Genomic DNA, 25,147 nt, shown 5'->3' on the forward strand with positions numbered 1-25,147 from the left:
ACGGGACGACACGGTCCAGTGCTCACGGAGCACCTCCTGGTAGGAAGAACGTCCAACACGGCCGGTGGTTGAAACCACGACCATGACGTGACGTACCCAACAACCGGACTTTCACCCCGAAGAGGACAGCCGTGGATCAGCCCAGCGCCTTCTACACCCAGGTCGACGAGCACGAGTTCGAGTCCACGACGGCGACCTCGAGCCCCTGGGACGAGTCGCTGCAGCACGGCGGGCCGCCCGCCGCGCTGCTGGCCCACGTGATCGAGCAGACCCCCGGTGGCGGGTCCGGCACGGGCATCGCCCGGATCACCGTCGACATGCTGGGCGGCATCCCCCAGGGTCGGATGCGGGCGGCCTCGCGCGTCGTACGGCCGGGGCGACGGGTGGAGCTGGTCGAGGCCAGCCTGACCGTCGGCGACCGGGTGGCGGTCTCGGCCACGGCCTGGCGCATCGTCACCTCCCCCGACGCCACCCGCGAGCAGGCCGCCCCGGCGCCGGAGCTGCCGCCCCTGCCCGACGAGCAGCCGCAGGAGTTCTTCCCCGGCACCTCGCCGGAGTGGGGCTACGGCCGGGCCGTCGACTGGCGCTTCGTCGAGGGCGGGTACGCCGCTCCCGGCCCGGCCGCGCTCTGGGCCCGCGTCCGGATCCCGCTCGTCGAGGGCCTCGAGACCTCCCCGGTGAGCCGGCTGCTCGTCGTCGCCGACTCCGCCAACGGCCTGTCGGGCGAGCTCCCGCTGGCCGAGTGGCTCTTCATCCCGCCGACGCTGTCGGTCACGGTGCTCCGCGAGCCGGCCGAGGAGTGGCTGTGGTTCGACGCCCGCAGCACCATCGGCCCGCACGGCCGCGGCCTCGCCCAGGCCACCCTCGCCGACCGCCAGGGCCTCGTCGCCGCCGTCGCCCAGCCCCTCCTGGTCGCCCCCCGCTAGCCCCCCGGCCCCGTCAGGGGCGCAGGACGGTGATGCCGACGGCCGCCGACGGGTCGTCCAGGGCGGCGAGCGCGGCCGGTCCCTCGGCGAGGTCGACGACGCGAGTGACGAGGCGGCGGGGGTCCAGGGTGCCCGCGGCGACGAGGTCGAGCAGCTCGGCGTACCCGCCCGAGGGCATGCCGTGCGAGCCGTGGACGCTCAGCTCGCGGGCGACGACGAGGCCCATCGGGATCGCGTCGCGCGCGGCGTCGCCGAGCAGCAGCCCGACCTGGACGTGCCGCCCGCGTGGCCGCAGCCCCGCCACGGAGGCGCGGGCGGTCGCGGCCGCGCCGACGCAGTCGAGCGAGACGTCGGCGCCCCCCGCCACGTCCTGGACGTAGGCCGCGGCGTCGGTCTCCGCCGGGTCGACGACCACGTGCGCGCCGAGCTCGACGGCGAGACGCCGCGCGTCGGCCGACGGGTCGATCGCGACCACGTGGGCGCCCAGCGCCCGCGCGATCTGCACCGCCGAGAGCCCCACCCCGCCGCAGCCGTGGACGGCGACCCACTGACCGGCCGTCACCTGGCCATGCACGCGCAGCGCGCGGAACGCCGTGGCGTAGCGGCAGCCGAGCGTCGCGGCGGTGACGGTGTCGACGCCGTCGGGCAGCCGGACCAGGTTGGCCGCCGCGGCGGGCACGGCGACCAGCTCGGCCCAGGAGCCGGCGTAGGTGAAGCCGGGCTGCTGCTGGTCGGGGCAGACCTGCTGCTCGCCCGCGCGGCACCACCGGCACCGGCCGCAGCCGACCACGAACGGCACCGTCACCCGGTCGCCGACCTCGAAGCAGGCCCCCGCGGCCCCGACGGACCCGACCGAGGAGAAGGCGTCCGGACCCACCTCGGCGACGACGCCGGCCAGCTCGTGGCCGGGCACCATCGGCAGCGGCACAGGGTCGTGGCCGCGCCAGGCGTGCCAGTCCGAACGGCACACCCCGGTCGCCTCGACCCGCACCAGCACGCCGTCGGCGGGGCAGTCGGGGGCGGGCAGGTCGACCAGCTCGGGCGTCGCGCCGTAGGCGCCGTAGCGGACCGCGCGCATCAGCGGCCCCGCCCGCGTCGCCGGGGCCGGGCCTCGCCCCGCACGACCTCGCGGTCGAAGACCTCGGCGACCCGGTCGGACATCACCAGCTCGAAGGTGCTGACCAGGGCCTCGGTCGCCAGGGCGCGCACGTCGAGCAGCGCCGCCTCGACCTCGCTCCACTGCTCCGCGGGCCGGCCGGCCTCCACGAACGGCGACCAGACCCGCTCGATGAACAGGTCGAGGTAGGTGTCGGCGACGGCGTCGGCCTGCCTACGCAGCGTCTCCAGGACGCGCAGTGCGCCGGCGGCGTCGAGCCGCAGCACCCGCACCGCCCGCTCGCCGGCGCTCAGCAGCTCCGGGGAGAGCTCCTCGAAGGTGCCGTCGCCGACGTCCTGCACCAGCCCGAGCTCCATCGCCTTGACGATGATCGTAGGCGCGTCGTCCTCGGTGACCTGGAAGCGCTCCATCAGCTCCTCGGCGGAGGTGAAGGCGCCGCGCCGCTCGCCGAACAGGTTGGTGACGGTGCGGGTGAACCGCAGCAGGTCGGCCTCGGAGCCGGACTGGCCGTCGACCATGCGAGCGATGCTGCTGAGCTTGAGGCCCTGGCTCTGCAGGTCCTTGATCAGCTCGATCCGGGCGACGTGCTGCTCGCCGTAGAAGCCGGTGCGGCCGCGCACCGAGGGCGGCGGCAGCAGCTTCTGGGTCTGGTAGCTGCGCAGCGAGCGGACGGTCAGCCCGGTGCGGCGGGAGAGCTCCTCGATCACGAAGCCGTCCTCGGACCCCTCGGACCCGCTCGCCTCCTCGGTGTCGCCCACGGCACGCAGCCTAGCCCTTGCGCATGTGCCATCCGTTGGTGTTACATCGAAATATGTCATGGTTGAGCACGGCCCTCCCCCTCGCTGCCGGCGAGACTCGCCCCGCCGGCGCCGCCCCGCTCGACCAGGTGGTGCTCGCCACGGGCGTGGTCGTGGTGCTGAGCGCCCTCCTGGGCTGGGCCCTGGTCGGCCACCGCACCGGCCGCAACCGGTTCTTCGCCCGCCTCGTGGCGTGGTTCGAGCGGCTGCCCGCGTTCCGCGGCGTGGCCGGTTGGTCGACCCTGCCGCTGATGCTGGCGATGGTCTCGCTCATCACCGCGCTGCTGGGGATGTACTGGGACATCGCCCTGCACATCGGGGTGGGGCGCGACGAGGGGCCGCTGGCCAACCCGGCGCACTACCCGATCCTGCTGGGCCTGTTCGGCCTCAGCGCCTCCGGCGCGATCGCCTGCGCCCTGCCCACCGCCGAGCAGGCCGGCCCCGCCGCGCTGCGCGTCTCGCGCCGCTGGCGGATGCCGGTCGGCGGCGTGCTGCTCACCGGTGCCGGCGCCTACGCCCTGCTCGGCTTCCCGCTCGACGACGTCTGGCACCGGCTCTTCGGCCAGGACGTCACGCTCTGGGGCCCGACCCACCTGATGCTCATCGGCGGCGCCGGGCTGTCCCTGGTGGCCATGGCGGTGCTGCTCGAGGAGGGCACCGACCGCGCCGCGGTGCCGGACGGCTCGCTGCGTCGCCGCCGCTACCTGATGCGGGTCGGCGTCACCGGCGGCATGCTCATCGGGCTCTCGGTCTTCCAGGCCGAGTGGGACTTCGGCGTCCCGCAGTTCCGGCTCGTGCTGCACCCGCTGCTGATCGCGGTCGCCGCCGGTCTCACGCTGGTGACCGCCCGGCTGTGGCTGGGCCGCGGTGGCGCGCTGGCCGCGGTCGGCTTCTACGTGCTCGTGCGCGGCGGCGTCAGCGTCGTCGTCGGCCCGTGGGTGATCGGCGAGCTGTGGTCGGCGATCCCGCTCTACGTCGTCGAGGCGCTGTGCGTCGAGGCCGCCGCCCTGGTGGTGGCCCGTCGCCCGCTGCGGCTCGGCGTCGTCTCGGGACTGCTCATCGGCACGGTCGGGTTCGCCGGCGAGCTCGCCTGGACCCAGCTGGTGTTCCCGCTGCCGTGGACCAGCGACATCATCCTCGAGGGCGTGCTGCTCGCGGTCGTCGGCGGCGTGGCCGGCGGCGTGCTCGGCGCCCTGCTGGTGATGGGCCTGGAGGGCACGCTGCCGCGTCGTACGCTCGTGCGGGTGCTGTTCGCGGCCGCCGTGCTGGCGATCGCCGCCGGCGTGGTCGACGGCCTGCGCACCACCCGGCCCGACGACCTCACCGCCTCGCTGGACCTCTCCGCTGCGTCACGTGGCGAGGCCGCCACCACCGACGCGACCGTCCGCTTCGACCGCCCTCCCGTCACCGGCGAGGAGCCCGCCTGGCTGACCATCACCGCCTGGCAGGGCGGCGGCTCGGAGGGCCTGCACGTCGCGCCGCTGCGCGAGGTCTCGCCCACGGTCTGGGAGACCACCGAGCCGATGCCCGTGGGCGGCACCTGGAAGACGATGGTGCGGCTGCAGGACGGGCGCGACATCTCGGCGCTGCCGGTCTTCCTGCCCTCCGACGAGGCGCTGGGCGAGGACGTCGTCGCCGCTCGCGACGCCACCCGCTCCTTCACCGACGAGAAGTCGATCCTGCAGCGCGAGCTCGACGACGACATCCCGGCCTGGCTGTGGACCGTCGCCGGTCTCGTGGTGCTGCTCTGCTCCGCGGTGCTCGTGCTGGCGCTGGGCTGGGGCGTCTCGCGCTACCACCGGCTCGCGTCCTCCCGTCACCGCGACGCGACCCGCGCCCGGACCGCCGCGTGACCCCGCTCCACCTCGGGGCGCTGCACGCCGTCGAGTGGGTGATGTTCCTGGCGCTGCTGCTGGGACCGGTCGCCGCGCTCGCCGCCACCGTCGTGGTCGTACGCCGCCGCGACGAGCGTGAGGCCGCGCTCGAGGAGCAGCACGTCCCCGTCCCCCGCACCCCCACCGAAGGAAGCTGACATGCTCAACGCCCTCTCCGGCATCGGAGCCCTCCAGGACCAGCTGGTCCGCACCAACGAGCTGCTCGAGCAGGTGCTGGGCGAGCTCACCCGCGTCAACGACGAGGGCCTGCGCCAGGTCGTCGAGGAGCTGCGCAAGCAGAACCCCTGAGTCCTGCCGAGTCGTGTGCCTGACGACGCGCTCCGGCGCGTGCTCAGGCACACGNGGGCGCCCCACGGGCCGAGCGGGTCGCTCGCCCCGGCGTCCGGCTCGTTGCTGAGCACGACCTCGGCACCGTCGGGCACGGGCACGCCCTCGGTCACCGGGTCGAGCGGCCCGTCGCTCGAGAGGTTGGCCACGACGGTCAGCGTCACGCCGTCGTGCTCGCGGGTGAAGGCGTAGAGCCGCTCGTGGTCGGGCACCAGCATGGTGAAGTCACCCCGGGCCACCACCGGCTCGTCGTGGCGCAGCGCGATCAGGCGGCGGTAGTGCGCCAGCACCGAGGTCGGGTCGTCCTCCTGCGCGGCGACGTTGACCTCGACGTGGTCGGGGTTGACCGGCAGCCACGGCTCGCCGGTGGTGAACCCGGCGTGCGCCGAGGCGTCCCACTGGACCGGCGTACGAGCGTTGTCGCGGCTCTTGCGCCGCAGTGCCGCCATCACCTGCTCGGCGTCCTCGCCCGCGGCGACCGCCTGGTGGAAGTGGTTGACCGACTCCAGGTCGCGGAAGTGCTCGACGCCCGCCCACGCGGAGTCGGCCATGCCGATCTCCTCGCCCTGGTAGACGAAGGCCGTGCCGCGGTGCAGCTGCAGGACGGTCGCCAGCGCGGTGGCGGAGGCGGTGCGGTGCTCCGGGGAGTCGTCGCCGAAGCGGCTCACCGGGCGGGGCTGGTCGTGGTTGCTCCAGTAGAGGCTGTTCCAGCCCGCGTCGGCCAGGCCGCGCTGCCAGTCGTCGAGCACGGCCTTCAGGCGCGGGAGCGGCAGGGGCACGACGTCCCACTTGCCGCCCGGCCCGGAGTCGAGGTCGACGTGCTCGAAGGTGAAGACCATGTCGAGCTCGCCGCGCGCGGGATCGGTGTAGAGCCGGCCGTGCTCCACGGTCGTCACCGGCGTCTCCCCGATCGTCACGGGGGTCTCGCCGAAGGCGGTCAGCCGGCCCTCGAACACCTCGCGCCGCATCTCGGCGAGGAACTCGTGGATGCGGGGCCCGTTCATCACGTGCGGGGCCGGGTCGCCGTACGCCGACACGTCGATGCCGCCGGGCGTGCCGGGGTGCTCCTTCCCCAGCGGGGAGTCGTGCAGCTCGCCGTCGACGAGCCGCTTGGAGATCATGTTGATGACGTCCATCCGGAAGCCGTCGACCCCGCGGTCGAGCCACCAGCGCATCATCGCGTGGACCGCCTCGCGGACCTCGGGGTTCTCCCAGTTGAGGTCGGGCTGCTCGGGCGCGAACAGGTGCAGGTAGTGCTGGCCGGTGGTCTCGTCGAGGGTCCACGCCGGGCCGGAGAAGGCCGAGCCCCAGTTGGTGGGCCGGTCGCGCCACCAGTACCAGTCGCGCTTGGGGTTGTCCGTGCTCGAGCGGCTCTCGACGAACCACGGGTGCTGGTCGCTGGTGTGGTTGACCACGAGGTCCATCACGATCCGGATGCCGCGGGCGTGCGCCTGCGCGACCAGGTCGTCCATCTGCTCCAGGGTCCCGAGCTCGGGGGCGATGTCCTGGTAGTCGCTGATGTCGTAGCCCATGTCCACCATCGGCGAGGCGTAGACCGGGCTCAGCCAGATCGCGTCGACCCCCAGCCGCTCGAGGTGGTCCAGGTGCTGGATCACCCCGCCCAGGTCACCGACGCCGTCGCCGTCGCTGTCGGCGAAGCTGCGGGGATAGACCTGGTAGACCACCCCCGCGTGCCACCACGGGATCTCGGTCGGGGCGGGGCTCGTCTCGCTCACGCGGCCAGAGCCTAGGGGCGGCGGCCCGTGGTCGCGCCGACCGACCCGGCGCCGACCGACCTTGGGCCGACCGTGTGGACTCCTGGTCACCTGGTGGCGAGGAGTCCACACGGTCACGGACAGTCGGGGCAACGTACCGGTTCGCCGTCCCACCCACGCGCCTGCAGCACCCGGGCAACCCGGACGGCGGTGCGGCAGGGACGGCCGACCGTCTGGCCCCAGCCGAGCCGGAGGGTGACCGCGGTCTCGCCGTACGCCACGGCGTCCAGGTCGCGGTCGAGGTCGGTGTCGCGGTCCTCGACGTCGGTGTGGTCGGCCCGGCCGTCGAGCTCGACGGTGACGCCGAAGCGGCGGTGGTGCACGTCGCGGAAGACCGGCCCTCGCGAGGAGCCCCGCACCTGGCGGTCGCCCCGCGGCAGACCGTGGGCCCGCTCGACGTCGCGGAGGTAGGCCCGCTCGATCACCGAGCACGCCCCCTCGACGAGGTCGTCGAGGGCCGCGACGAGGAACGCCCGCCGCGGGATCCGCCCGCGAGCCACGATCGCTCGCTGCAGTCGCAGCGGTGTCGTCAGCCGGGCCCCGACAGCGCGGGCGAGCACGGCGTACGCCGCGAAGTCGTCGCGTGCGACCGACGCGACGTCGAGCACGGCATCCTCGACCCGGCACCTGGGCGGGGAGACGTGCCACCGCGCCACCTCCTCGAGCCGCCGGGTCCGGTGGACGCGGACGCCCGGCTGATCGCGCACGGTGCGGCCGGCGCCGACCAGGACCTGCACCGGGCCCGCGTCGTCGTGGTCGCGCCGTCCCGGCCCGGACTCGGCCCGCAGCGCCGACGGGCCCTGCAGCACCGCCGGGGCGGCGTACAGCACCGCGCCCCACGCACGCTGCCGCCACGACGGTGGGCCGGTGTGGTCGACGTACACCCCGGGCAGCAGCGAGCAGAGCTCCTTGCGGCGCAGCCACGTGCGCATGCATGGATCGCCCACGCCGAGACCCAGCAGCTGGCGCCGCGACACCACGCCGTCCTGCTGGCGGAGCAGCGCGACGACCTCGGGCGGGAGCGGGTGGGGCACCGGTCGAGGATCGGGGCCGCCGAGGGCGCGGGCCAGGGGGACGACGGATCTGTGGACGACCGCGGCGGACAGGGTCCGTGTGGACTCCTCGTCACCGGGGGACCAGGAGTCCACACGGTCGTGCCGCGGACCAGCCTCAGAAGTTGCCGCGCTTCTCCTGCTCGCGCTCGATGGCCTCGAAGAGCGCCTTGAAGTTGCCCTTGCCGAACCCGAGCGAGCCGTGGCGCTCGATCAGCTCGAAGAACACCGTGGGGCGGTCGCCGATCGGCCTGGTGAAGATCTGGAGCAGGTAGCCGTCCTCGTCGCGGTCGACCAGGATGCCGCGGCGCTGCAGCTCCTCGATCGGCACCCGGACCTCGCCGATCCGCCTCCGCAGCTCGGGGTCCTCGTAGTAGCTGTCGGGCGTGGCCAGGAACTCGATCCCCTCCTCGCGCAGCGCGTCGACGGTGCGCAGGATGTCGTTGGTGGCGAGCGCCAGGTGCTGGGCGCCGGGGCCGTCGTAGAACTCGAGGTACTCGTCGATCTGGCTCTTCCGCGCCGCCACCGCGGGCTCGTTGAGCGGGAACTTCACCCGGTGGTTGCCGTTGGCGACGACCTTGCTCATCAGCGCGGAGTAGTCGGTGGCGATGTCGTCGCCGATGAACTCCGCCATGTTGGTGAAGCCCATGACGCGGCGGTAGAAGTCGACCCACTCGTCCATGTGGCCGAGCTCGACGTTGCCGACCACGTGGTCGAGCGCCTGGAACAGCCGCTTCGGGGCCCCCTCGCGCTGGACGTAGGTGGAGGTGCGCTCGACGTACCCCGGGAGGTAGGGGCCGGTGTAGCGGCTGCGGTCGACGAGCGTGTGCCGCGTCTCGCCGTACGTCGCGACGGCGGCCCGGCGGACCGTGCCGTGCTCGTCGGTCAGGTCGTGCGGCTCCTCGAGGATCACGGCGCCCTGCGCCCGGGCGTGCGCCACGCAGCGGTCGACGTCGACCACCTCGAGGGCAATGTCGGTGACGCCGTCGCCGTGGCGGGCGTGGTGGGCGACCACCGGGGAGCCGGGTGCGACGCCGCCGTTGACGACGAACCGCACCGCGCCACTCTCCAGCACGAACGAGTGGTGGTCGCGGTTGCCGGTCTCGGGGCCGGAGTAGGCGACCAGCCGCATCCCGAAGGCGGAGGTGAAGAAGTGGGCGGTCTGGGTGGCGTTGCCGACCGCCCACACCACGGCGTCCCAGCCCACGACGGGGAAGGGGTCGGCGGCGGCGTCGTGCTCCACGAGACCGACGAGCTGCTGCAGCGTGCCCAGGTCGAGGTCGGCGAGGCGCTCTGCGTCGGTGAGGGTCTGCTCCAGGGTCATGGGGCCGATGCTGGACCCCGGTCGCCTGCTCCTCAACCTGCGCGTGCCGGGCTGAGCAGGTTGCCGGTTCTGGCCGGACGGCTGACGGTGCGACTGGTCAGGTTGACCAGTCGGACGCGTCTAGGCTGCACGCATGACCCACCCGCTCGACGCCCTCGACCTCGCCCTGCTGGAGGCGCTGCGGGACCACCCCCGCGCCGGTGACCTCGAGCTGTCGCGGCTGCTCTCGGTCGCCCGCGCCACGGTGCAGAGCCGGTTGGCCCGGCTGGCCGAGGTGGGCGTGGTCCGCGGGTGGAGCCCGCAGGTGTCGCTGGAGGCGGCGGGGTTCGGCGTCGCGGCGTACGTCTCCCTCGAGATCGCCCAGGGCGCGCTCGACTCCGTGCGCGAGGAGCTGCTGGCCATCCCCGGGGTGGTCGAGGCGTTCGTGACGACCGGCACCTCCGACGTGCTGTGCCGCGTCGCGGCCGCCAGCCACGCGGGCCTGCAGGACGTGCTGCTCGACCTCAACCGCAGCGGCTCGGTGGTCCGCTCGACGAGCGTGATGGTGCTCTCGACGCTGATCGAGCCCCGGGTGCTGCCGCTCCTCGCCACCACCGCGGCCGACCGACCACCCCGCGCCCCGGCGTACCGCCGGTGAGGGGCCGGGGCCCGCAGCCCGCCCACCCGCGGGATTGAGAACCGCCGGGCGTGGAAACATCAACGTCATGGCCGACGACCTCCCCCAGACCAGTCCTGCGACCAGTCCCGAGACCGACGGCACCGACCCCACGGAGTCGACCGAGCACGAGCCCTCGGAGATCACCTACTCCGAGCAGTTCTTCCCCGCGCGACCCCGCTCGCTCAAGCCGCGGGCGCGGCTGCGCCCGCAGGGCAGCCCGACCCACGGTGAGGACCGGACCGGCGAGGCGACGGGCACCAACCCGTTCTACGTCGCGTGGCTGCAGCGCGGCTCGATGCTGCGCGACGCCAACACCATCGCCGGGCAGTTCAGCGGCCGCGGCAGCATGTGGCAGCGACCGTTCGCGACGCCCGACCCCCGCGCCGCGATCCGCACCGCCGGCGTGTGGTTCACCGCCTACCCGCTGTCGATGCTGACCAAGCCCGGCCACTCCTTCCTCGGCACGCTCGCCGACGACGACCTGTGGCAGGTGTTCGAGGAGATCGGCATCAACGCGCTGCACACCGGGCCGGTCAAGCGCGCCGGCGGGCTGACCGGCTGGCAGCCCACCCCGAGCGTCGACGGTCACTTCGACCGGATCAGCACCGAGATCGACTCGGCCTTCGGCACCGAGGACGACTTCCGCACGATGTGCGAGGTCGCGGGCGAGCACGGCGGCACGATCATCGACGACATCGTGCCGGGCCACACCGGCAAGGGCGCCGACTTCCGGCTGGCCGAGATGGCGGTCGAGGACTACCCCGGGATCTACCACATGGTGCAGATCGAGCCCGAGGACTGGCACCTGCTGCCCGACGTCGAGCCCGGCCGCGACTCGCAGAACCTCGACGCCGAGGCCGAGGAGCGCCTGGCCAAGGCGGGCTACATCATCGGCCAGCTGCAGCGCGTGATCTTCCACGACCCCGGGGTCAAGGACACCAACTGGTCGGTGACCTCCGCGGTGGTCGGTCCCGACGGCGTGGAGCGGCGCTGGGTCTACCTGCACTACTTCAAGGAGGGCCAGCCCTCGATCAACTGGCTCGACCCGTCCTTCGCCGGCATGCGGCTGGTGTTCGGCGACGCGCTGCACTCCCTGGGCGACCTCGGCTCGGGGGCGCTGCGGCTGGACGCCAACGGCTTCCTCGGCGTGGAGATCGGCGCCGAGGGGCTGCCCGCGTGGTCCGAGGGGCACCCGCTCTCGGAGGCGGCGAACCACCTGATCGCGAGCATGGTCCGCAAGGTCGGCGGTTTCACCTTCCAGGAGCTCAACCTCACCATCGACGACATCCGCGAGACCTCGCGCGCGGGGGCGGACCTTTCCTACGACTTCGTCAACCGTCCGGCCTACCACCACGCCCTGGCCTGCGCCGACACCGAGTTCCTGCGGCTCACGCTCAACCTCTCCCTCGAGCACGACGTGCCGCCGATCGGGCTGGTGCACGCGCTGCAGAACCACGACGAGCTGACCTACGAGCTGGTGCACTTCGCCACCCGGCACAAGGACGACGAGTACACCTTCCGCGGCGACACGATCCTCGGCGGCGACCTCGCCGAGACGGTGCGAGCCGACCTGCTGGAACGGCTGACGGGCGAGGCGGCGCCGTACAACGCGGTGTTCACCACCAACGGCATCGCCTCCACGACGGCCAGCATCATCGCCGCCTCGCTCGGCATCACCGACCTCGACGACATCGACGCGGCGTGCGTGGAGGAGATCCAGCAGGCCCACCTGCTGCTGGCGATGTTCAACGCCTGGCAGCCGGGCGTCTTCGCGCTCTCGGGCTGGGACCTGTGCGGCATGCTCCCGCTGCCGCGGGAGCAGGTGCGGGGGCTGCTGCGCGGCGGTGACACGCGGTGGATCCACCGGGCGGCGTACGACCTGATGGCGTACGGCGAGAACGACCGCTTCACCGGCATGCCGCAGGGCACCAGCCTCTACGGCCCGCTCCCCGAGCAGCTCGAGCGGCCGGGGTCGTTCGCCCGCGAGCTCAAGACGGTGCTGGCCGTGCGCGACTCCTCGGGCGTGGCGACCGCCACCCAGGTCGACGTGCCGCCGGTCTCCCACCGCGGGATGCTCGTGATGGTGCACCTGCTGGCCGACGGCAGCCACGAGGTGACGGTGCTCAACTTCTCGACCGAGGAGGTCCAGGGCACGGTGCGCTCCAAGCACCTCGTGCCGGGCTCACTGGTCACGGACCTCGCCGACGGCGTGGAGATGGGCACGGTCGACGACCTGATGGCCTTCAGCGTCACCCTCGCCCCGCACGAGGGGCTCGCGCTCCACGTCGAGCCGCCGACGCCGGAGGGCGACGAGGCGGACGCGTGAGCCTCGCCGACCTCTCCGCCCTCGACCTCTCCGGTGCCGTCGGGCGCCGGGAGGCCTCCTGCGTGGAGGTGATGACCGACCACCTCGACCGGATCGAGGCGCTGGACCCGGTGGTCAACGCGGTCGTCGCCCGACGTCCCCGCGAGGAGCTGCTCGCCGAGGCCGCCGCGGCCGACGCCGAGCTGGCGGCGGGTCGGCCCCGGGGCTGGCTCCACGGGCTGCCGGTCGCGGTCAAGGACCTCAACGACGTCGCGGGGCTCCCGACCAGCCGCGGCTTCGTCGCCGACGCGCCTCCTGCGACCAGCGACTCGCTCGTCGCCTCCCGGCTGCGGGCCGCCGGCGCCATCGTGGTCGGCAAGACCAACACCCCGGAGTTCGGGCTCGGCTCGCACACCCACAACGCCGTGCACGGGACCACGCTCAACGCCTGGGACCAGTCCCGCACCGCCGGCGGCAGCAGCGGCGGGGCGGCGGTCGCCGTGGCGCTGCGGATGCTGCCGGTCGCCGACGGCAGCGACTTCTTCGGCTCGCTGCGCAACCCGACCGGGTGGAACGACGTCTACGGCCTGCGTCCCTCGCTCGGCCGGGTGCCGCAGGTCGACGGCGAGAGCTGGCTCTCCCGCGGCGGGGTCGACGGGCCGGTCGCCCGCACCGCGGCCGACCTCGCCGCGCTGCACCGCACCCTCGCCGGGCCGGACGCGCGGGACCCGCTGGGTCTCGACGGGCTCGGCCGACCCGAGCGACTGCTCGACCGGCGAGGGTCGGCGGGGCGGCCGGTGCGGGTGGGGTGGCTGGGCGACCTCGGTGGCCACCTGCCGATGGAGCCCGAGGTGCTCGAGATCTGCGGCCGCGCGCTGCCGTCGTTCACCGCGCTGGGGATGGAGGTCGTCGAGGCCGCGCTGCCGGCCCACGGCCGGTTCGGCGGGCCCGAGGACCTCTGGCGCACCTGGCTGCCGTGGCGGCACTGGCTCGCCGGGGCCGCCCTCGCCCCGACGTACGCCGACCCGGTGCTGCGCGCCCGGATGAAGCCCGAGGCCCGCTTCGAGGTGGAGGGCCTGCTCGGCGACGGCGACCGGCCCCCGCTCTCCGCCCACGACGTGATGGTGGCCTCCGAGCTGCGCACCGACCTCTACCGCGGGGTGCTGGGGCTCTTCGAGGACGTCGACCTGCTGGTGCTGCCCACCGCCCAGGTGCTGCCGTTCGACGCGCGCCTCGACTGGCCGCGCGAGGTGGCCGGGGTGGCGATGTCGTCCTACCACCGCTGGATGGAGGTCAGCGCCCTGGGCACCCTCCTGGGCACGCCGGTGCTCGCGATGCCCGCGGGCTTCTCGGGCGACGGCCTGCCGATGGGGCTGCAGGTCATCGGGCGGCCGCGCGCCGACGACGACCTGCTCGCGCTCGCCGCGGCGTGGGAGACCGTCACCGACCACCACCTCCGGCGACCGCCGCTGCTCGGCGCCTAGAGGACCGGCGACCCGGCCGGGGCCGGCGCCGGCGCCGCGGTGGGGCCGGGAGCGAGGAGTCCCACCACCTCGACGTCGACGCGCGCGACGTGCAGCCCCGTCATCGCGGCGGTCACCCGCACCACCTCGCGCCGCAGCCGCGAGGCCGCCCGGGGCAGCGAGGTGCCCCAGTGGCCGTGGACGCGCAGCCGGACCCGCAGCGAGCCGTCCGCGTCCACCTCGACCACGGCGGCGCCGTCGCCGCGAGGGCCGTCCGCCGGGTCGTCGACCGGGTCCAGCCCGTCGGTCTGCGCGACGGCCAGCGCCGCGATGCGGGCCAGCGACCCCAGGTCGATCGAGGTCCGGCTCTCGGCCTCCATGCGGCGGTCCTCCTGCTCGTGCGCGCCAGCCTTACGTTGTAAGTGCGACCGAGCGTACGCCACGCCCGGGAGCCAGGGCCCTCCCGGCTACGCTCACCGTGACGGAAGAGGTGCGATGGACGCGACACCAGGCACGACCCCGGTGCCGGACGCCGTGCCGGACCCCGCGCCCGACCCCGTGCCCGACGCCGACGCGGCCGTCGTGGCCGGGGAGGCCGTCCCGTCGGACCGCGTCGCCCTCGACCGCGACCGCATCCTCGCCGCCGCGCTCGCGCACATCGACGAGCAGGGCCTGGCCGGCCTGACGATGCGCCGGCTCGGCCACCGCGTGGGGGTCGAGGCGATGTCGCTCTACCGCTACGTGCCGGGCAAGGAGGAGCTCCTCGACGGCGTCGTGGAGCTGCTGATCGGCGACCTCCGCATGGACCCCGACGTGCTCCACAGCCCGACCCACGGCTGGCAGGACTTCCTGCAGCGCCTCGCCCACGGCGTACGCCGGGTGGCGCTCGCCCACCCCAAGGCGTTCCCGCTCGTCGCCTCCCGTCCCCCCGAGGCGCCCTGGCTCCGACCGCCGCTGCGCAGCCTGGAGTGGGTCGACGCCTTCCTCTCGGGCCTGCTCGAGGAGGGGTTCAGCGACGAGGCGGCCGTGGCGGCGTACCGCTCCTTCACCAGCTTCCTGCTCGGCACCCTGCTGCTCGAGGTCTCCGCCCACGGCGCCGACGTCGGGCCGCTCGACGTGGTCGACGACCACCTGGCCGACGACGTCGAGGCGTCCCGGCACGCCACGGTGTGGCGGCTACGGCACGACCTGGCCCACGACGCCGCGGCGACCGAGTTCGAGGTCGCCCTCGAGTCGCTGCTCGAGCGGCTCACCCTGGTGCGCTCCGAGCTCGGCTGACCCACCTCGGGACACCAGCGCTCCCCGGGCCGGCTCCGCACGACGCTCACGTCCCGAGGTCGACCCGGGTCGCGCCCGGGGGTCACGCTCCCCGGGCGGCGAGCAGCCGGTCGACGGCGGTGGAGTCGAGCACCTCGCGCAGCGCCAGCGCGGCGCAGCCGACCACGCCCGAGCGCTCGCCGTGGGTGAGCGCGACGATGACGAGGTCGCGGGTGGCCAGCGCGGTGGCCAGCGAGTAGAGCGACTCGCGCAGCCCCGCGACGAACGGGTCGTAGGCCCCGGCCAGGTCGCCGCCCACCACCACCGCCTCGGGGTTGAGCAGGTTGACGGCCGCGGCCAGCACCTCGCCGATGCGGCGGCCGGCCTCGCGCACGAGGTGGCGGGCCTCGGGGTCGCCACGACCGGCGAGCGCCACCAGGTCCCGGACGTGGGAGACCTCGTGGCCCGCCTCGCGGGCGGCCTGCACCAGCGCCCAGCCCGAGGCCAGCGCCTCCAGGCAGCCGGACTCGCCGCAGCGGCACGCCATCCCGGACGCGGCCGGCACCTTGGTGTGGCCGATCTCGCCGCCGGCGCCGAGCCCGCCGCGGGCCAGCCGGCCGCCGGTGACCACGCCGACGCCGATGCCGGTGGAGGCCTTGAGGAAGAGCAGGTCGCGGTGGGCCTCGAGGTGGCCGCGGCGCTCGGAGAGCGCCATCACGTTGGCGTCGTTGTCGACGAAGACCGGCGCGGCGGTGAGCTCCGCGACGTACGGCGCCAGCGCGACGCCGTCCCAGCCGGTCATGATCGGCGAGTCGAGGCTGGCGCCGGTGGCGGTGTCGACCGTGCCGGGGATGCTGAGCCCCACGGCCCGCACCTGGGCGGCGTCGCGGCCGAGCTCGCCGAGCAGGTCGCCGAGCGCCGCCACCACCCGGGGCATCAGCACGTCGGGGGTCAGGCCGACCTCCTGGTCGACGTCGCGGGCCAGCAGCACCTGCCCGTCGAGGTCGCACACGCCGAGCTGGGTGCGGCTGCGCCCGATCGCCGCGGCCAGCACCACCCCGGCGGTCCGGTCGAGCCGCAGCACGACGGGCGGACGTCCCGAGGCCGGCGGCCGGTCGGGGTCGGTGCCCTCGGCCACGAGACCGACGTCGATCAGCGCCTGCACCCGCGCGGCGACGGCGGTGCGGGAGAGGCCGGTCAGCCGGGCGATGTCGCTGCGGGTGGCCACGACCCCGTCGCGCACCAGCGAGAACACCTCGCCGGCGGTCGCGGTGTCGCCGGGGACGACGACGATCGCGGACAGGGTCACGACCCGCATTCAACCATCGGACCGACCCGGGGACGTCTCCACTGGTCTATTTCTGCCGCCAAAGTACTTAACTGTGCTTGCAGTCGTGCACAACCCTCCCTACGGTGGTGACTCGACCCAGCGATCCCAGAGAGACCCTGATGTCCCCCTCGCACGGCCCTTCCCCCGTCCCCGCAGCCGACATCGTCGTCTTCGGTGGCACCGGCGACCTCGCCGTCCGCAAGCTGCTCCCCGCCCTCTACCTGCGCGACCGCGACGGCCAGCTCCCCCCGACCACCCGCATCGTGGCCACCTCCCGCGCCGGCCTCGACGAGGACGGCTACCGCGACAAGATCCGCGGTGACCTGCCCTCCTTCGTCCGGCCCGAGGAGCTCGACGCGGCCGTCCTCGACCGCTTCGTCGACCGGCTGACCCACGTCAGCCTCGACATCGCCGACGACGGCAGCTGGCCCGCCCTGGCCCGTCAGCTTCCCGACGCCGAGAAGGTCCGCGTCTTCTACCTCGCCATCGCCCCCTCGCTGTTCGGCACCGTGAGCGAGCAGCTGGACCGCCACGGCATGGTCACCCCGCAGTCGCGGCTGGTGCTGGAGAAGCCGCTCGGCCACGACCTGGCCTCGGCGCTGGCCATCAACGACGCCGTCGGCGCGGTGTTCGAGGAGCAGCAGATCTTCCGCATCGACCACTACCTCGGCAAGGAGAGCGTCCAGAACCTGCTGGTCACGCGCTTCGCCAACACCTTCCTCGAGCCGCTGTGGAACGCCACCTCGGTCGACCACGTGCAGATCACGGCCGCCGAGTCGCTCGGCGTCGGGTCGCGCGGCGGCTACTACGACGGCTCGGGCGCGCTGCGCGACATGGTGCAGAACCACCTGCTCCAGCTGCTGTGCCTGGTGGCGATGGAGCCCCCGACGTACGTCGGCCGCGAGACCGTGCGCGACGAGAAGCTGAAGGTCCTGATGGCGCTCAGGCCCATCACGGGCACGGCTGTCGACGAGCACGTCGTCGCCGGGCAGTACCAGGCCGGGCTGGCCGACGGCGGCGCCGTCGGCTCCTACCGCGATGACGCCGAGCGCCCCGGGTCGGTCACCGAGACCTTTGTCGCGATCAAGGCCGAGGTGCAGAACTGGCGCTGGGCCGGCGTGCCGTTCTACCTGCGCACCGGCAAGCGGATGGAGAGCCGCTACAGCGAGATCGTGATCCAGTTCCGCGCCGTCCCGCACCCGATGTTCCCCGACGCCGAGGGCACCAGCGAGCCCAACCGCCTGGTGATCCAGCTCCAGCCCGAGGAGGGGATGAAGCTGCACCTCACCGCCAAGGAGCCCGGTCCCGGCGGGATCCGGCTGCGGCCGGTCTCGCTCGACCTCAACTACGCGCAGACCTTCCAGAAGCACTCGCCCGAGGCCTACGAGCGGCTGCTCATGGACGTGGTCCGGGGCAACCCGACGCTGTTCATGCGCCGCGACGAGGTCGAGGCCGCCTGGCGGTGGATCGAGCCGATCCACGAGCGCTGGGCCCGTCCTGAGCACGCCCCCCGCCGCTACCCGGCCGGCACGTCCGGCCCCTTCGCCGCCACGACGCTCATCGAGCGCGACGGCCGCTCCTGGCACGAGTGAGCCCGTTCCGACTGACCCGTCCGAGGAGACCCCTGACATGACCGCACGCACCCTGCACCCCGTCCTGGCCGCGGTGACCGAGCGCATCACCGAGCGCAGCCGCGCCGACCGGGCGGCGTACCTCCGCCGGCTCGAGCAGTCCGCCACCCGCGGCCCGATGCGCACCAAGCTCGCCTGCGCCAACCTCGCCCACGGCTTCGCCGCCTCCGGCGAGGTCGACAAGGCCGCGCTGCGCGGCAAGGTCAAGCCCAACGTCGCCATCGTGTCGGCCTACAACGACATGCTCTCGGCGCACCAGCCCTTCGAGAGCTTCCCGGCCCAGATGAAGCAGGCCGTGCTGCGCTCGGGCGGCATCGCCCAGTTCGCCGGCGGCGTGCCCGCCATGTGCGACGGCATCACCCAGGGCCGTGACGGCATGCAGCTCTCGCTGTTCAGCCGTGACGTGATCGCGATGTCGACGGCGATCGCGCTGTCCCACGACATGTTCGACGCCGGCCTGATGCTCGGTGTCTGCGACAAGATCGTGCCGGGCATGCTGATCGGCGCGCTGTCCTTCGGCCACCTGCCGGCGATCTTCGTGCCCGCCGGCCCGATGACCTCGGGCCTGCCCAACGGCGAGAAGGCCCGGATCCGGCAGGCGTACGCCGCCGGCGAGGTCGACCGCGACGCGCTGCTCGAGGCCGAGTCCGCGTCGTACCACTCGGCGGGCACGTGCACCTTCTACGGCACCGCCAACAGCAACCAGATGCTGATGGAGGTGATGGGCCTGCACCTGCCGGGCGCGTCCTTCGTCAACCCCGGTACGCCGCTGCGCGCGGCGCTGACCGACGCGGCCGCCGCCCGTGCCGTCGACCTGACCTCGTGGGGCGAGGAGTTCACCCCCGTCGGCAAGATCGTCGACGAGAAGGCGATCGTCAACGGCTGCGTCGCGCTGCTGGCCACCGGTGGCTCGACCAACCACACGCTGCACCTCGTCGCCATCGCCCGTGCGGCCGGCATCACGCTGACCTGGGACGACCTGGCCGAGCTCTCCGCGGTGGTCCCGCTGATGGCGCGGGTCTACCCCAACGGCAAGGCCGACATCAACCACTTCCACGCCGCCGGCGGGCTGGCCTTCACCGTCCACTCGCTGCTGAAGAACGGGCTGCTGCACGACGACGTCCACACCGTGGCCGGCCACGGCCTGTGGCGCTACACCACCGAGGCGCGGCTCGACCGCGGCACGCTGACCTGGGAGGAGGGCCCCAAGGCCTCCCTCGACCTTGAGGTGCTGCGGCCCGCCGACGACCCGTTCAGCCGCGACGGCGGCCTGCGGATGCTCGAGGGCAACCTCGGCCGCTCGGTCATCAAGACCTCCGCGGTCGCGCCCGAGCACCGCCAGGTCAAGGCCCCGGCGCGGGTCTTCGACGACCAGCTCGACTTCCTGCAGGCCTTCGAGGACGGCACCCTCACCGGTGACTTCGTCGCGGTGATCCGCTTCCAGGGCCCGGCCGCCAACGGCATGCCCGAGCTGCACAAGCTGACCCCCGCGCTCGGCGTGCTGCAGGACCGCGGCCAACGGGTCGCGATCGCCACCGACGGGCGGATGTCCGGCGCGTCGGGCAAGGTGCCCGCCGCGATCCACCTCACCCCCGAGGCCTCGGTGGGCGGCCCGATCGCCCGCGTCCGCGACGGCGACCTCGTCACCCTCGACGCCGACGCGGGCATCCTCGAGCTGCACGTCCCGGCCTACGAGCTGGAGCAGCGCGCGGCGGCCCGGGCCGACGACAGCCGCGTCTGGGGCACCGGCCGCGAGCTGTTCCACGCCTTCCGCACCAGCGTCGGTCCCGCCGACGAGGGCGCCAGCATCTTCCCGGCCCACGAGGCCGCCCTGACCACCACCGTCGCCCCGGAGACCACCGATGACTGAGACCCTCGCCCGCCCCGCCGCCGCCCCCGCCTGGGGCGGCCTGCTCGACACCGTCCCGGTCGTCCCCGTGGTGGTGCTCCACGACGTCGAGCACGCCGTGCCCGTGGCCGAGGCGCTGCTCGCGGGCGGCGTCCCCGTCATCGAGCTGACCCTGCGCACCCCCGCCGCGCTGGCCTGCGTGGAGCGGATCGCCGCCGAGGTGCCCGACATCCTGCTCGGCGTCGGCACCGTCGTCACCCCGGCCAACGCCCGCGACGCCGCGGCCGCCGGCGCGCAGTTCCTGGTCTCGCCCGGCACCACCGACACCCTGGCCGCCGCGATGCAGGCCACCGGCCTGCCCCACCTGCCGGGTGCCGCCACCGTCAGCGAGGTGCTGCGGCTGCTCGAGCTCGGCTACACCGAGTGCAAGCTCTTCCCGGCCGAGCAGTCCGGCGGCGCGGCGTTCCTGAAGTCGCTCGGCGCCCCGGTGCCGCAGGCCCGCTTCTGCCCCACCGGCGGCATCACGGCGGCCAGCGCCCCGGCATACCTCGCCTTGGACAACGTCGGCTGCGTCGGCGGCTCCTGGCTCACCCCCGCCGACGCCGTCGCCTCGGCCGACTGGTCCCGCATCACCGACCTTGCTGCGGAGACGACCTACCTGCGGGGGTGAGGGGGGCAGGGGCAGTTTCACCGGCCAACCGGTGAAACTGCCCGCCGGTGTCCGGTTGGTCCGCTTCCACGGGCAGTTTCCCCCGCTCGGCGCCCGATTCGTCCACCCGGCTCGACTCAGCCGCCTCTCAGTCGGGCCCTCTACGGTTGACGATTCAAACATCCCCGACGACAAGGATCCCTCCCGTGGCCACCCGCTCGCTGCTCCGCACCACCGGGGCGACCGGGGCACCCGCCCCCGCCCGTGACCTCGCCCTCCTCCTCGCCCGCGTCGCCCTCGGGGCGGTGCTGGTCGCCCACGGCTGGCAGAAGGCCGGCGGCGGCCTCGGCGCCACCGCCGACGGGTTCGCCCAGATGGAGATCCCGCTGCCCCAAGCCGCTGCTGCGTTCGCGATCGGCGTCGAGCTGGTCGGCGGGGCGATGCTCGTGCTCGGGCTGCTGACGCCGGTCGTCGGGCTGCTCGTGCTCGTCGACATGGCCGGGGCCTTGTGGTTCGCGCACCGCGACGCCGGGCTGTTCGTCACCGAGGGCGGCGGCGAGCTGGTGCTCGTCATCGGCGTGCTCGGCCTGGCGCTCGCCGCGGTCGGGGCCGGACGACTCTCGCTCGACCACGCCCTGACGCGCGCCCGCGCCTAGACCGGGTCGCGAGAGGATCGGGGCATGGACGCGCGACCCGACACCTCCCTGACCCGCCGCCTCGCCGAGGGCGGGGTGGTGGTCCTCGACGGGGGGCTCTCCAACGCGCTCGAGGACGACGGCGCCGACCTGTCGTCGTCGCTGTGGACGGCGCGGCTGCTGCTCGACGAGCCGGAGCGGGTCGCGGCCGTCCACGAGGCCTACTTCCGGGCCGGCGCCGAGGTCGCGACGACCGCGTCCTACCAGGCCAGCGTGCCGAGCCTGGTCGACGCCGGCCTGTCCCGCGCGGAGGCCGAGGCGCTGCTCACCGCGAGCGTCACGGTCGCCCGCGAGGTCCGCGACCGGGTCGCCGCCGACACCGGCCGCGCGCTGTGGGTGGCCGCCTCGGTGGGGCCGTACGGCGCGGTGCTGGCCGACGGCTCGGAGTACACCGGCCGCTACGGCCTCACCCCCGCCCAGCTGCGCGACTTCCACGCGCCCCGCATCGAGCTGCTCGCCGCCGCCGGACCCGACCTCCTGGCCGTCGAGACGGTGCCGGACCTCGAGGAGGCGGCCGTGCTGGTCGACCTGCTCGACGAGGTCGGCCTGCCCGCCTGGCTGTCCTACAGCGTCGAGGGCGACCGCACCCGCGCCGGACAACCCCTCCCCGAGGCGTACGCCGTCGCCGCCGGCCGGCGCATCCTCGTCGCCGCCGGCGTCAACTGCTCCGCGCCGGCCGACGTCCTCGGGGCGGTCCGCACCGCCACGGGCGTGACCGGCCTGCCCGCGGTCGCCTACCCCAACCGCGGCGAGGAGTGGGACGGCGAGCGCAAGGCCTGGAGCGGGGGCGGGGCGTTCGACCCCGCGCTGGTGCCGACCTGGGTCGACGCCGGCGCGCGCCTGGTCGGCGGCTGCTGCCGGGTGGGGCCGCACGACATCGGGGCGGTCGCCCGGGCCGCCAGCGGGACGACCACCGGGACGCTCGGGGGCTGACGACCGTCGGTGGTCGCGTCTAGGTTCGGGCGATGGACGACCCGCCGCAGCTGACCCGGGAGCAGGCCCGGCGGATCGCGGTGCGGGCACAGCTGCTCGACCTCCCCCGGCCGACCGACCTGCTCGCCGTCGTACGCCGCCTCACCGTGCTGCAGCACGACCAGACCGCGGCCGTCGCCCCCCACGCCGACCTGGTGCTGTGGAGCCGCCTGGGGGCGGCGTACTCCCACGACGACCTCGAGCACGCCCTGGCCCGGCAGGACCTGCTCGAGCTCGACGGCATGCTCCGCCCCGCCGAGGACCTCGCCCTGTTCCGGGCCGACATGTCCGCGTGGCCCGGCACCGGCGAGGTGCCGGACTGGCGACGGGCCACCGCCGACTGGGTCGAGGCCAACACCGCCTGCCGGCTCGACCTGCTGGAGCGGCTGCGCGGCGACGGACCGCTGACCTCGCGCCAGCTGCCCGACAGCTGCGTGGTGCCGTGGCGGTCCTCGGGGTGGAACGACGACCGCAACGTCGTCCGGCTGCTCGACCTGATGGAGGTGCGCGGCGAGGTGGCGGTCGTCGGCCGCGAGGGCCGCGACAGGCTCTGGGACCTCGCCGAGCGGGTGCACCCCGACGACGCCGTCGTCCCGGCCGACGAGGCCGACCGCACCCGTCGCGAGCGACGACTCGCCGCGCTGGGGCTGGCCCGGGAGCGGGCCGCGCAGACCCCGGGCGAGCCCGACGACGTCGGTCCCACCGGGGTCGAGGTCCGCGTGGAGGGCGTGCGCGGCCGCTGGCGGGCCGATGCCGACCTGCTGGCCGCGGTCGACCGGCCGTTCGAGGGCCGCACGGCCCTGCTGTCCCCGCTCGACCGGTTGGTGATGGACCGCAAGCGGATGCGGGAGCTGTTCGAGTTCGACTACCAGCTGGAGATGTACAAGCCCGCCGCCCAGCGGCGCTGGGGCTACTTCGCCCTGCCGGTCCTCCACGGCGACCGGCTCGTCGGCAAGGTCGACGCCACCTCCGACCACACCGCCGGGGTGCTCCACGTCGACGCGGTGCACGAGGACGAGCCGTTCGACGAGGCGACCGCCCAGGGGGTCCGGGAGGAGCTCGCGAGCCTGGCGCGGTTCCTCCGGCTGCAGCTGCCCGACCCGGCATGATCGCCGGTGTGAGCCAGCCGCCCGTCACCGCCTTCGTCCACGCGCGCGTCTTCGACGGCCACCACCACCGCGGCGAGGTCGGCGCGGTGCTGGTGCAGGAGGGCCGCGTCGTGGCCGTCGGCGAGGACGTGCCCGCGGGCGCGCGGGTCGTCGACTGTGCCGGGGGCCTGCTCCTCCCCGGCTTCGTCGACGCCCACGTCCACACCGTGCAGGGCGGGCTCGAGCGGATCCGATGCGACCTGTCCGGGGGCAGCACCCGCGAGGACTACCTCACGCTCGTCGGCGCCCACGCCGCGGCGCACCCCGACGACCCCTGGGTGCTCGGCGGCGGGTGGGGCATGTCGGCCTTCCCCGGCGGCACCCCGACCGCGGCCGACCTCGACACCGTCGTCGCCGACCGACCGGCCTTCCTGCCCAACCGCGACCACCACGGCGCCTGGGTCAACACCCGCGCGCTCGAGCTGGCCGGCATCACCGCGGCCACGCCCGACCCACCCGGAGGCCGGATCGAGCGCGACGCCGCGGGCTTCCCGACCGGCACGCTCCACGAGGGGGCGATGGCGCTGGCCTCGGCGCTGCTGCCCCGCACCCTCGACGCCGACTACGACCGGGCGCTGCTCGAGGGCCAGCGCCACCTCCACTCGCTCGGCGTCGTGGGCTGGCAGGACGCGATCGTGGGGTCCTACGCCGGGATGGACGACCCGGGCCCGGCGTACGTCCGCGCGGCCGAGCGCGGCGACCTCACCGGCCACGTCGTCGGCGCGCTGTGGTGGGACCGCGAGCGCGGGGGCGAGCAGGTCGCCTCGCTGGTGGAGCGGCGGGCGGCGTACACCCACGGGCGGTTCCGCGCCACGAGCGTGAAGATCATGCAGGACGGCGTGGCGGAGAACTTCACGGCCGCGATGAACGCGCCCTACCTCGACCGCTGCGGTCACGCCACCGCCAACCGCGGCCACTCCTTCGTCGACGCCGCGGCGCTGCGGCACCACGTCGCCCTGCTGGCCGCGAGTGCCTTCCAGGTCCACGTCCACGCCATCGGCGACCGCGGCGTGCGCGAGGCGCTGGACGCCTTCGACGGGCTGCCGACCGGCTCCGACCTGCGCCACCACGTCGCGCACCTGCAGGTGGTCGACCCCGCCGACGTCCCCCGCTTCGCCGCGCTCGGGGTGGCCGCCAACGCGCAGGCGCTGTGGGCCTGCCACGACGACCAGATGGACGAGCTGACGCTGCCGTTCCTGGGGCCCGAGCGCAGCGCGTGGCAGTACCCCTTCGGGTCGCTGCACGCCTCCGGCGCCCGGCTGGTGATGGGCAGCGACTGGCCGGTCTCCTCCCCCGACCCGCTCGCCGCGATCCACGTCGCGGTCAACCGCTGGGACCCCGACGGCGGCGATCCCGAGCGGCCGTTCCTGCCGGAGCAGTCGCTCCCGCTCGAGACCGCGTTCGCGGCGTACACGAGCGGGTCGGCCTGGGTGAACCACCGCGACGACGCGGGCGCGATCACGCCCGGGGCGGTCGCCGACCTGGTGCTGCTCGACCGCGACCCGTTCGCCGGTGAGGCCGCCGCGGTGTCCGACGCCCGGGTGGTCTCGACGTGGGTCGACGGGGCAGCGGTATACGAGACGTAGTCGCCCTCACTGGTCCACACCAGTGACGCCCGACCCGCCTCCGGTCCTGGTCGTCGGACTGCCGCTGCTGGTAGTCCTGCTCCACCGGAGAGGGGACCGCACCATGGCACAGGAGCACGTCAAGCACGGCTCGGAGACGTTCTTCATCGCAGGCGAGGGGGTGCTCACGACCCAGGTCGGGGGGCGCACCGGCGAGGAGGGCGACCCGCTCACCGAAGCCGAGAGCCCGCGCCCGGTCGCGGCCGCGCCCCTCGCCGCGGGGGCCGCCCCGCCGTTCCGCTTCTCCCGCCTCGGCCCCAAGGGCCCGCCGCTGCCGCTGCCGGTGGCCCGCAAGCTCGCCCGCGGCATGACCGTCGGGGGCGGTGGCACGGCCGGCAACGTACCGGCGGGG

Annotated in this window: 22 protein-coding genes and 1 pseudogene; 16 read left to right on the forward strand and 7 right to left on the reverse strand. The window is 74.4% G+C overall.

The features are described 5' to 3' along the window. Positions 1-131 precede the first annotated feature (131 nt). Positions 132-926 carry a thioesterase family protein gene (locus ASG49_RS14005; RefSeq protein WP_056542881.1) on the forward strand — a complete coding sequence of 265 codons (795 nt, stop codon included), beginning with the start codon at positions 132-134 and terminating at the stop codon, positions 924-926. Between the two features lie 13 nt (positions 927-939). Here the strand turns inward: ASG49_RS14005 and ASG49_RS14010 are convergent, their stop codons facing one another. Both ASG49_RS14010 and ASG49_RS14015 read right to left on the reverse strand, forming a co-directional pair. Continuing rightward, positions 940-2,004 (reverse strand): alcohol dehydrogenase catalytic domain-containing protein, encoded by a 1,065-nt coding sequence (locus ASG49_RS14010; RefSeq protein WP_056542883.1) that lies wholly within the window; start codon positions 2,002-2,004, stop codon positions 940-942. Continuing rightward, positions 2,004-2,801 carry a MerR family transcriptional regulator gene (locus tag ASG49_RS14015; RefSeq protein WP_056542885.1) on the reverse strand — a complete coding sequence of 266 codons (798 nt, stop codon included), beginning with the start codon at positions 2,799-2,801 and terminating at the stop codon, positions 2,004-2,006. Before ASG49_RS14015 ends, ASG49_RS14010 begins: the two co-directional genes overlap by 1 nt. A 62-nt stretch (positions 2,802-2,863) precedes the next feature. On the opposite strand from ASG49_RS14015, the gene ASG49_RS14020 reads away from it, so the two are divergent. From ASG49_RS14020 to ASG49_RS19375, 3 genes are read left to right on the forward strand one after another with little or no spacing between them, the layout of a single operon-like run. Then, positions 2,864-4,693, forward strand: a complete 1,830-nt coding sequence (locus ASG49_RS14020) for a hypothetical protein (RefSeq protein WP_200936332.1) — start codon at positions 2,864-2,866, stop codon at positions 4,691-4,693. Next, complete coding sequence (locus ASG49_RS19370; RefSeq protein ID WP_235562083.1) at positions 4,690-4,872, forward strand: hypothetical protein; 183 nt, start codon at positions 4,690-4,692, stop codon at positions 4,870-4,872. Before ASG49_RS14020 ends, ASG49_RS19370 begins: the two co-directional genes overlap by 4 nt. Position 4,873: 1 nt before the next feature. Continuing rightward, the gene (locus tag ASG49_RS19375; protein WP_235562084.1) at positions 4,874-5,023 is read left to right on the forward strand and encodes a hypothetical protein; all 150 of its coding nucleotides are present in this window, start codon (positions 4,874-4,876) and stop codon (positions 5,021-5,023) included. A 55-nt stretch (positions 5,024-5,078) separates the two neighbouring features. Here the strand turns inward: ASG49_RS19375 and ASG49_RS19380 are convergent. The 3 genes and pseudogenes from ASG49_RS19380 to hppD form a co-directional block, all read right to left on the reverse strand. Continuing rightward, a pseudogene (locus ASG49_RS19380) lies at positions 5,079-6,951 on the reverse strand (alpha-glucosidase); the annotation flags it as partial. Then, positions 6,912-7,871: a hypothetical protein gene (locus tag ASG49_RS19385; RefSeq protein WP_235562085.1), complete on the reverse strand. Its 960-nt coding sequence runs from the start codon at positions 7,869-7,871 to the stop codon at positions 6,912-6,914. The gene ASG49_RS19385 and the pseudogene ASG49_RS19380, both read right to left, overlap by 40 nt. A 136-nt stretch (positions 7,872-8,007) precedes the next feature. Continuing rightward, positions 8,008-9,213 (reverse strand): 4-hydroxyphenylpyruvate dioxygenase, encoded by a 1,206-nt coding sequence (gene hppD / locus ASG49_RS14035; protein WP_056542887.1) that lies wholly within the window; start codon positions 9,211-9,213, stop codon positions 8,008-8,010. Positions 9,214-9,346: 133 nt separating this feature from the next. On the opposite strand from hppD, the gene ASG49_RS14040 reads away from it, so the two are divergent. The 3 genes from ASG49_RS14040 to ASG49_RS14050 all read left to right on the forward strand — a co-directional run bounded on the left by ASG49_RS14040 (position 9,347) and on the right by ASG49_RS14050 (position 13,660). Further along, complete coding sequence (locus ASG49_RS14040) at positions 9,347-9,850, forward strand: Lrp/AsnC family transcriptional regulator (protein ID WP_056542890.1); 504 nt, start codon at positions 9,347-9,349, stop codon at positions 9,848-9,850. A 67-nt stretch (positions 9,851-9,917) separates the two neighbouring features. Next, positions 9,918-12,197, forward strand: a complete 2,280-nt coding sequence (treS, locus tag ASG49_RS18690; RefSeq protein WP_156384349.1) for a maltose alpha-D-glucosyltransferase — start codon at positions 9,918-9,920, stop codon at positions 12,195-12,197. Further along, complete coding sequence (locus tag ASG49_RS14050; RefSeq protein ID WP_056542892.1) at positions 12,194-13,660, forward strand: amidase; 1,467 nt, start codon at positions 12,194-12,196, stop codon at positions 13,658-13,660. The genes treS and ASG49_RS14050 overlap by 4 nt, the downstream gene beginning before the upstream one ends. Here the strand turns inward: ASG49_RS14050 and ASG49_RS14055 are convergent. Further along, complete coding sequence (locus tag ASG49_RS14055; RefSeq protein ID WP_056542893.1) at positions 13,657-14,019, reverse strand: Asp23/Gls24 family envelope stress response protein; 363 nt, start codon at positions 14,017-14,019, stop codon at positions 13,657-13,659. The genes ASG49_RS14050 and ASG49_RS14055 overlap by 4 nt on opposite strands. Positions 14,020-14,134: 115 nt before the next feature. Here ASG49_RS14055 and ASG49_RS14060 point away from each other — a divergent pair, with 115 nt between their 5' ends. After that, positions 14,135-14,917, forward strand: a complete 783-nt coding sequence (locus ASG49_RS14060; protein ID WP_056542896.1) for a TetR/AcrR family transcriptional regulator C-terminal domain-containing protein — start codon at positions 14,135-14,137, stop codon at positions 14,915-14,917. Positions 14,918-14,999: 82 nt separating this feature from the next. Here ASG49_RS14060 and ASG49_RS14065 read toward each other — a convergent pair whose 3' ends face one another. Continuing rightward, positions 15,000-16,205, reverse strand: coding sequence for an ROK family transcriptional regulator (locus tag ASG49_RS14065; RefSeq protein WP_235562086.1), 1,206 nt, complete (start codon positions 16,203-16,205; stop codon positions 15,000-15,002). A gap of 140 nt (positions 16,206-16,345) precedes the next feature. On the opposite strand from ASG49_RS14065, the gene zwf reads away from it, so the two are divergent. From zwf to ASG49_RS19135, 8 genes are all read left to right on the forward strand, one after another. Next, complete coding sequence (gene zwf, locus ASG49_RS14070; protein WP_056542900.1) at positions 16,346-17,818, forward strand: glucose-6-phosphate dehydrogenase; 1,473 nt, start codon at positions 16,346-16,348, stop codon at positions 17,816-17,818. Positions 17,819-17,870: 52 nt separating this feature from the next. Beyond that, positions 17,871-19,727: a phosphogluconate dehydratase gene (gene edd / locus ASG49_RS14075; protein WP_369814232.1), complete on the forward strand. Its 1,857-nt coding sequence runs from the start codon at positions 17,871-17,873 to the stop codon at positions 19,725-19,727. Continuing rightward, the gene (eda, locus tag ASG49_RS14080; RefSeq protein WP_056542904.1) at positions 19,720-20,376 is read left to right on the forward strand and encodes a bifunctional 4-hydroxy-2-oxoglutarate aldolase/2-dehydro-3-deoxy-phosphogluconate aldolase; all 657 of its coding nucleotides are present in this window, start codon (positions 19,720-19,722) and stop codon (positions 20,374-20,376) included. Before edd ends, eda begins: the two co-directional genes overlap by 8 nt. A gap of 185 nt (positions 20,377-20,561) precedes the next feature. After that, positions 20,562-21,011 (forward strand): DoxX family protein, encoded by a 450-nt coding sequence (locus ASG49_RS14085; protein WP_235562087.1) that lies wholly within the window; start codon positions 20,562-20,564, stop codon positions 21,009-21,011. A gap of 24 nt (positions 21,012-21,035) precedes the next feature. Next, entirely contained in the window at positions 21,036-21,983 is a 948-nt protein-coding gene (mmuM, locus tag ASG49_RS14090) for a homocysteine S-methyltransferase (RefSeq protein WP_056542906.1), read from the forward strand. Between the two features lie 32 nt (positions 21,984-22,015). Then, the gene (locus ASG49_RS14095) at positions 22,016-23,131 is read left to right on the forward strand and encodes a DNA glycosylase AlkZ-like family protein (RefSeq protein WP_056542908.1); all 1,116 of its coding nucleotides are present in this window, start codon (positions 22,016-22,018) and stop codon (positions 23,129-23,131) included. 8 nt (positions 23,132-23,139) lie between these two features. After that, complete coding sequence (locus tag ASG49_RS14100) at positions 23,140-24,756, forward strand: amidohydrolase (protein ID WP_235562088.1); 1,617 nt, start codon at positions 23,140-23,142, stop codon at positions 24,754-24,756. A gap of 103 nt (positions 24,757-24,859) precedes the next feature. Then, on the forward strand, positions 24,860-25,147 hold a 288-nt coding region (locus ASG49_RS19135), incomplete at its 3' end, for a hypothetical protein (protein ID WP_200936334.1).

It is taken from the genome of Marmoricola sp. Leaf446 (assembly GCF_001424755.1).
In the GTDB taxonomy this organism is placed as follows: Bacteria; Actinomycetota; Actinomycetes; order Propionibacteriales; family Nocardioidaceae; genus Marmoricola.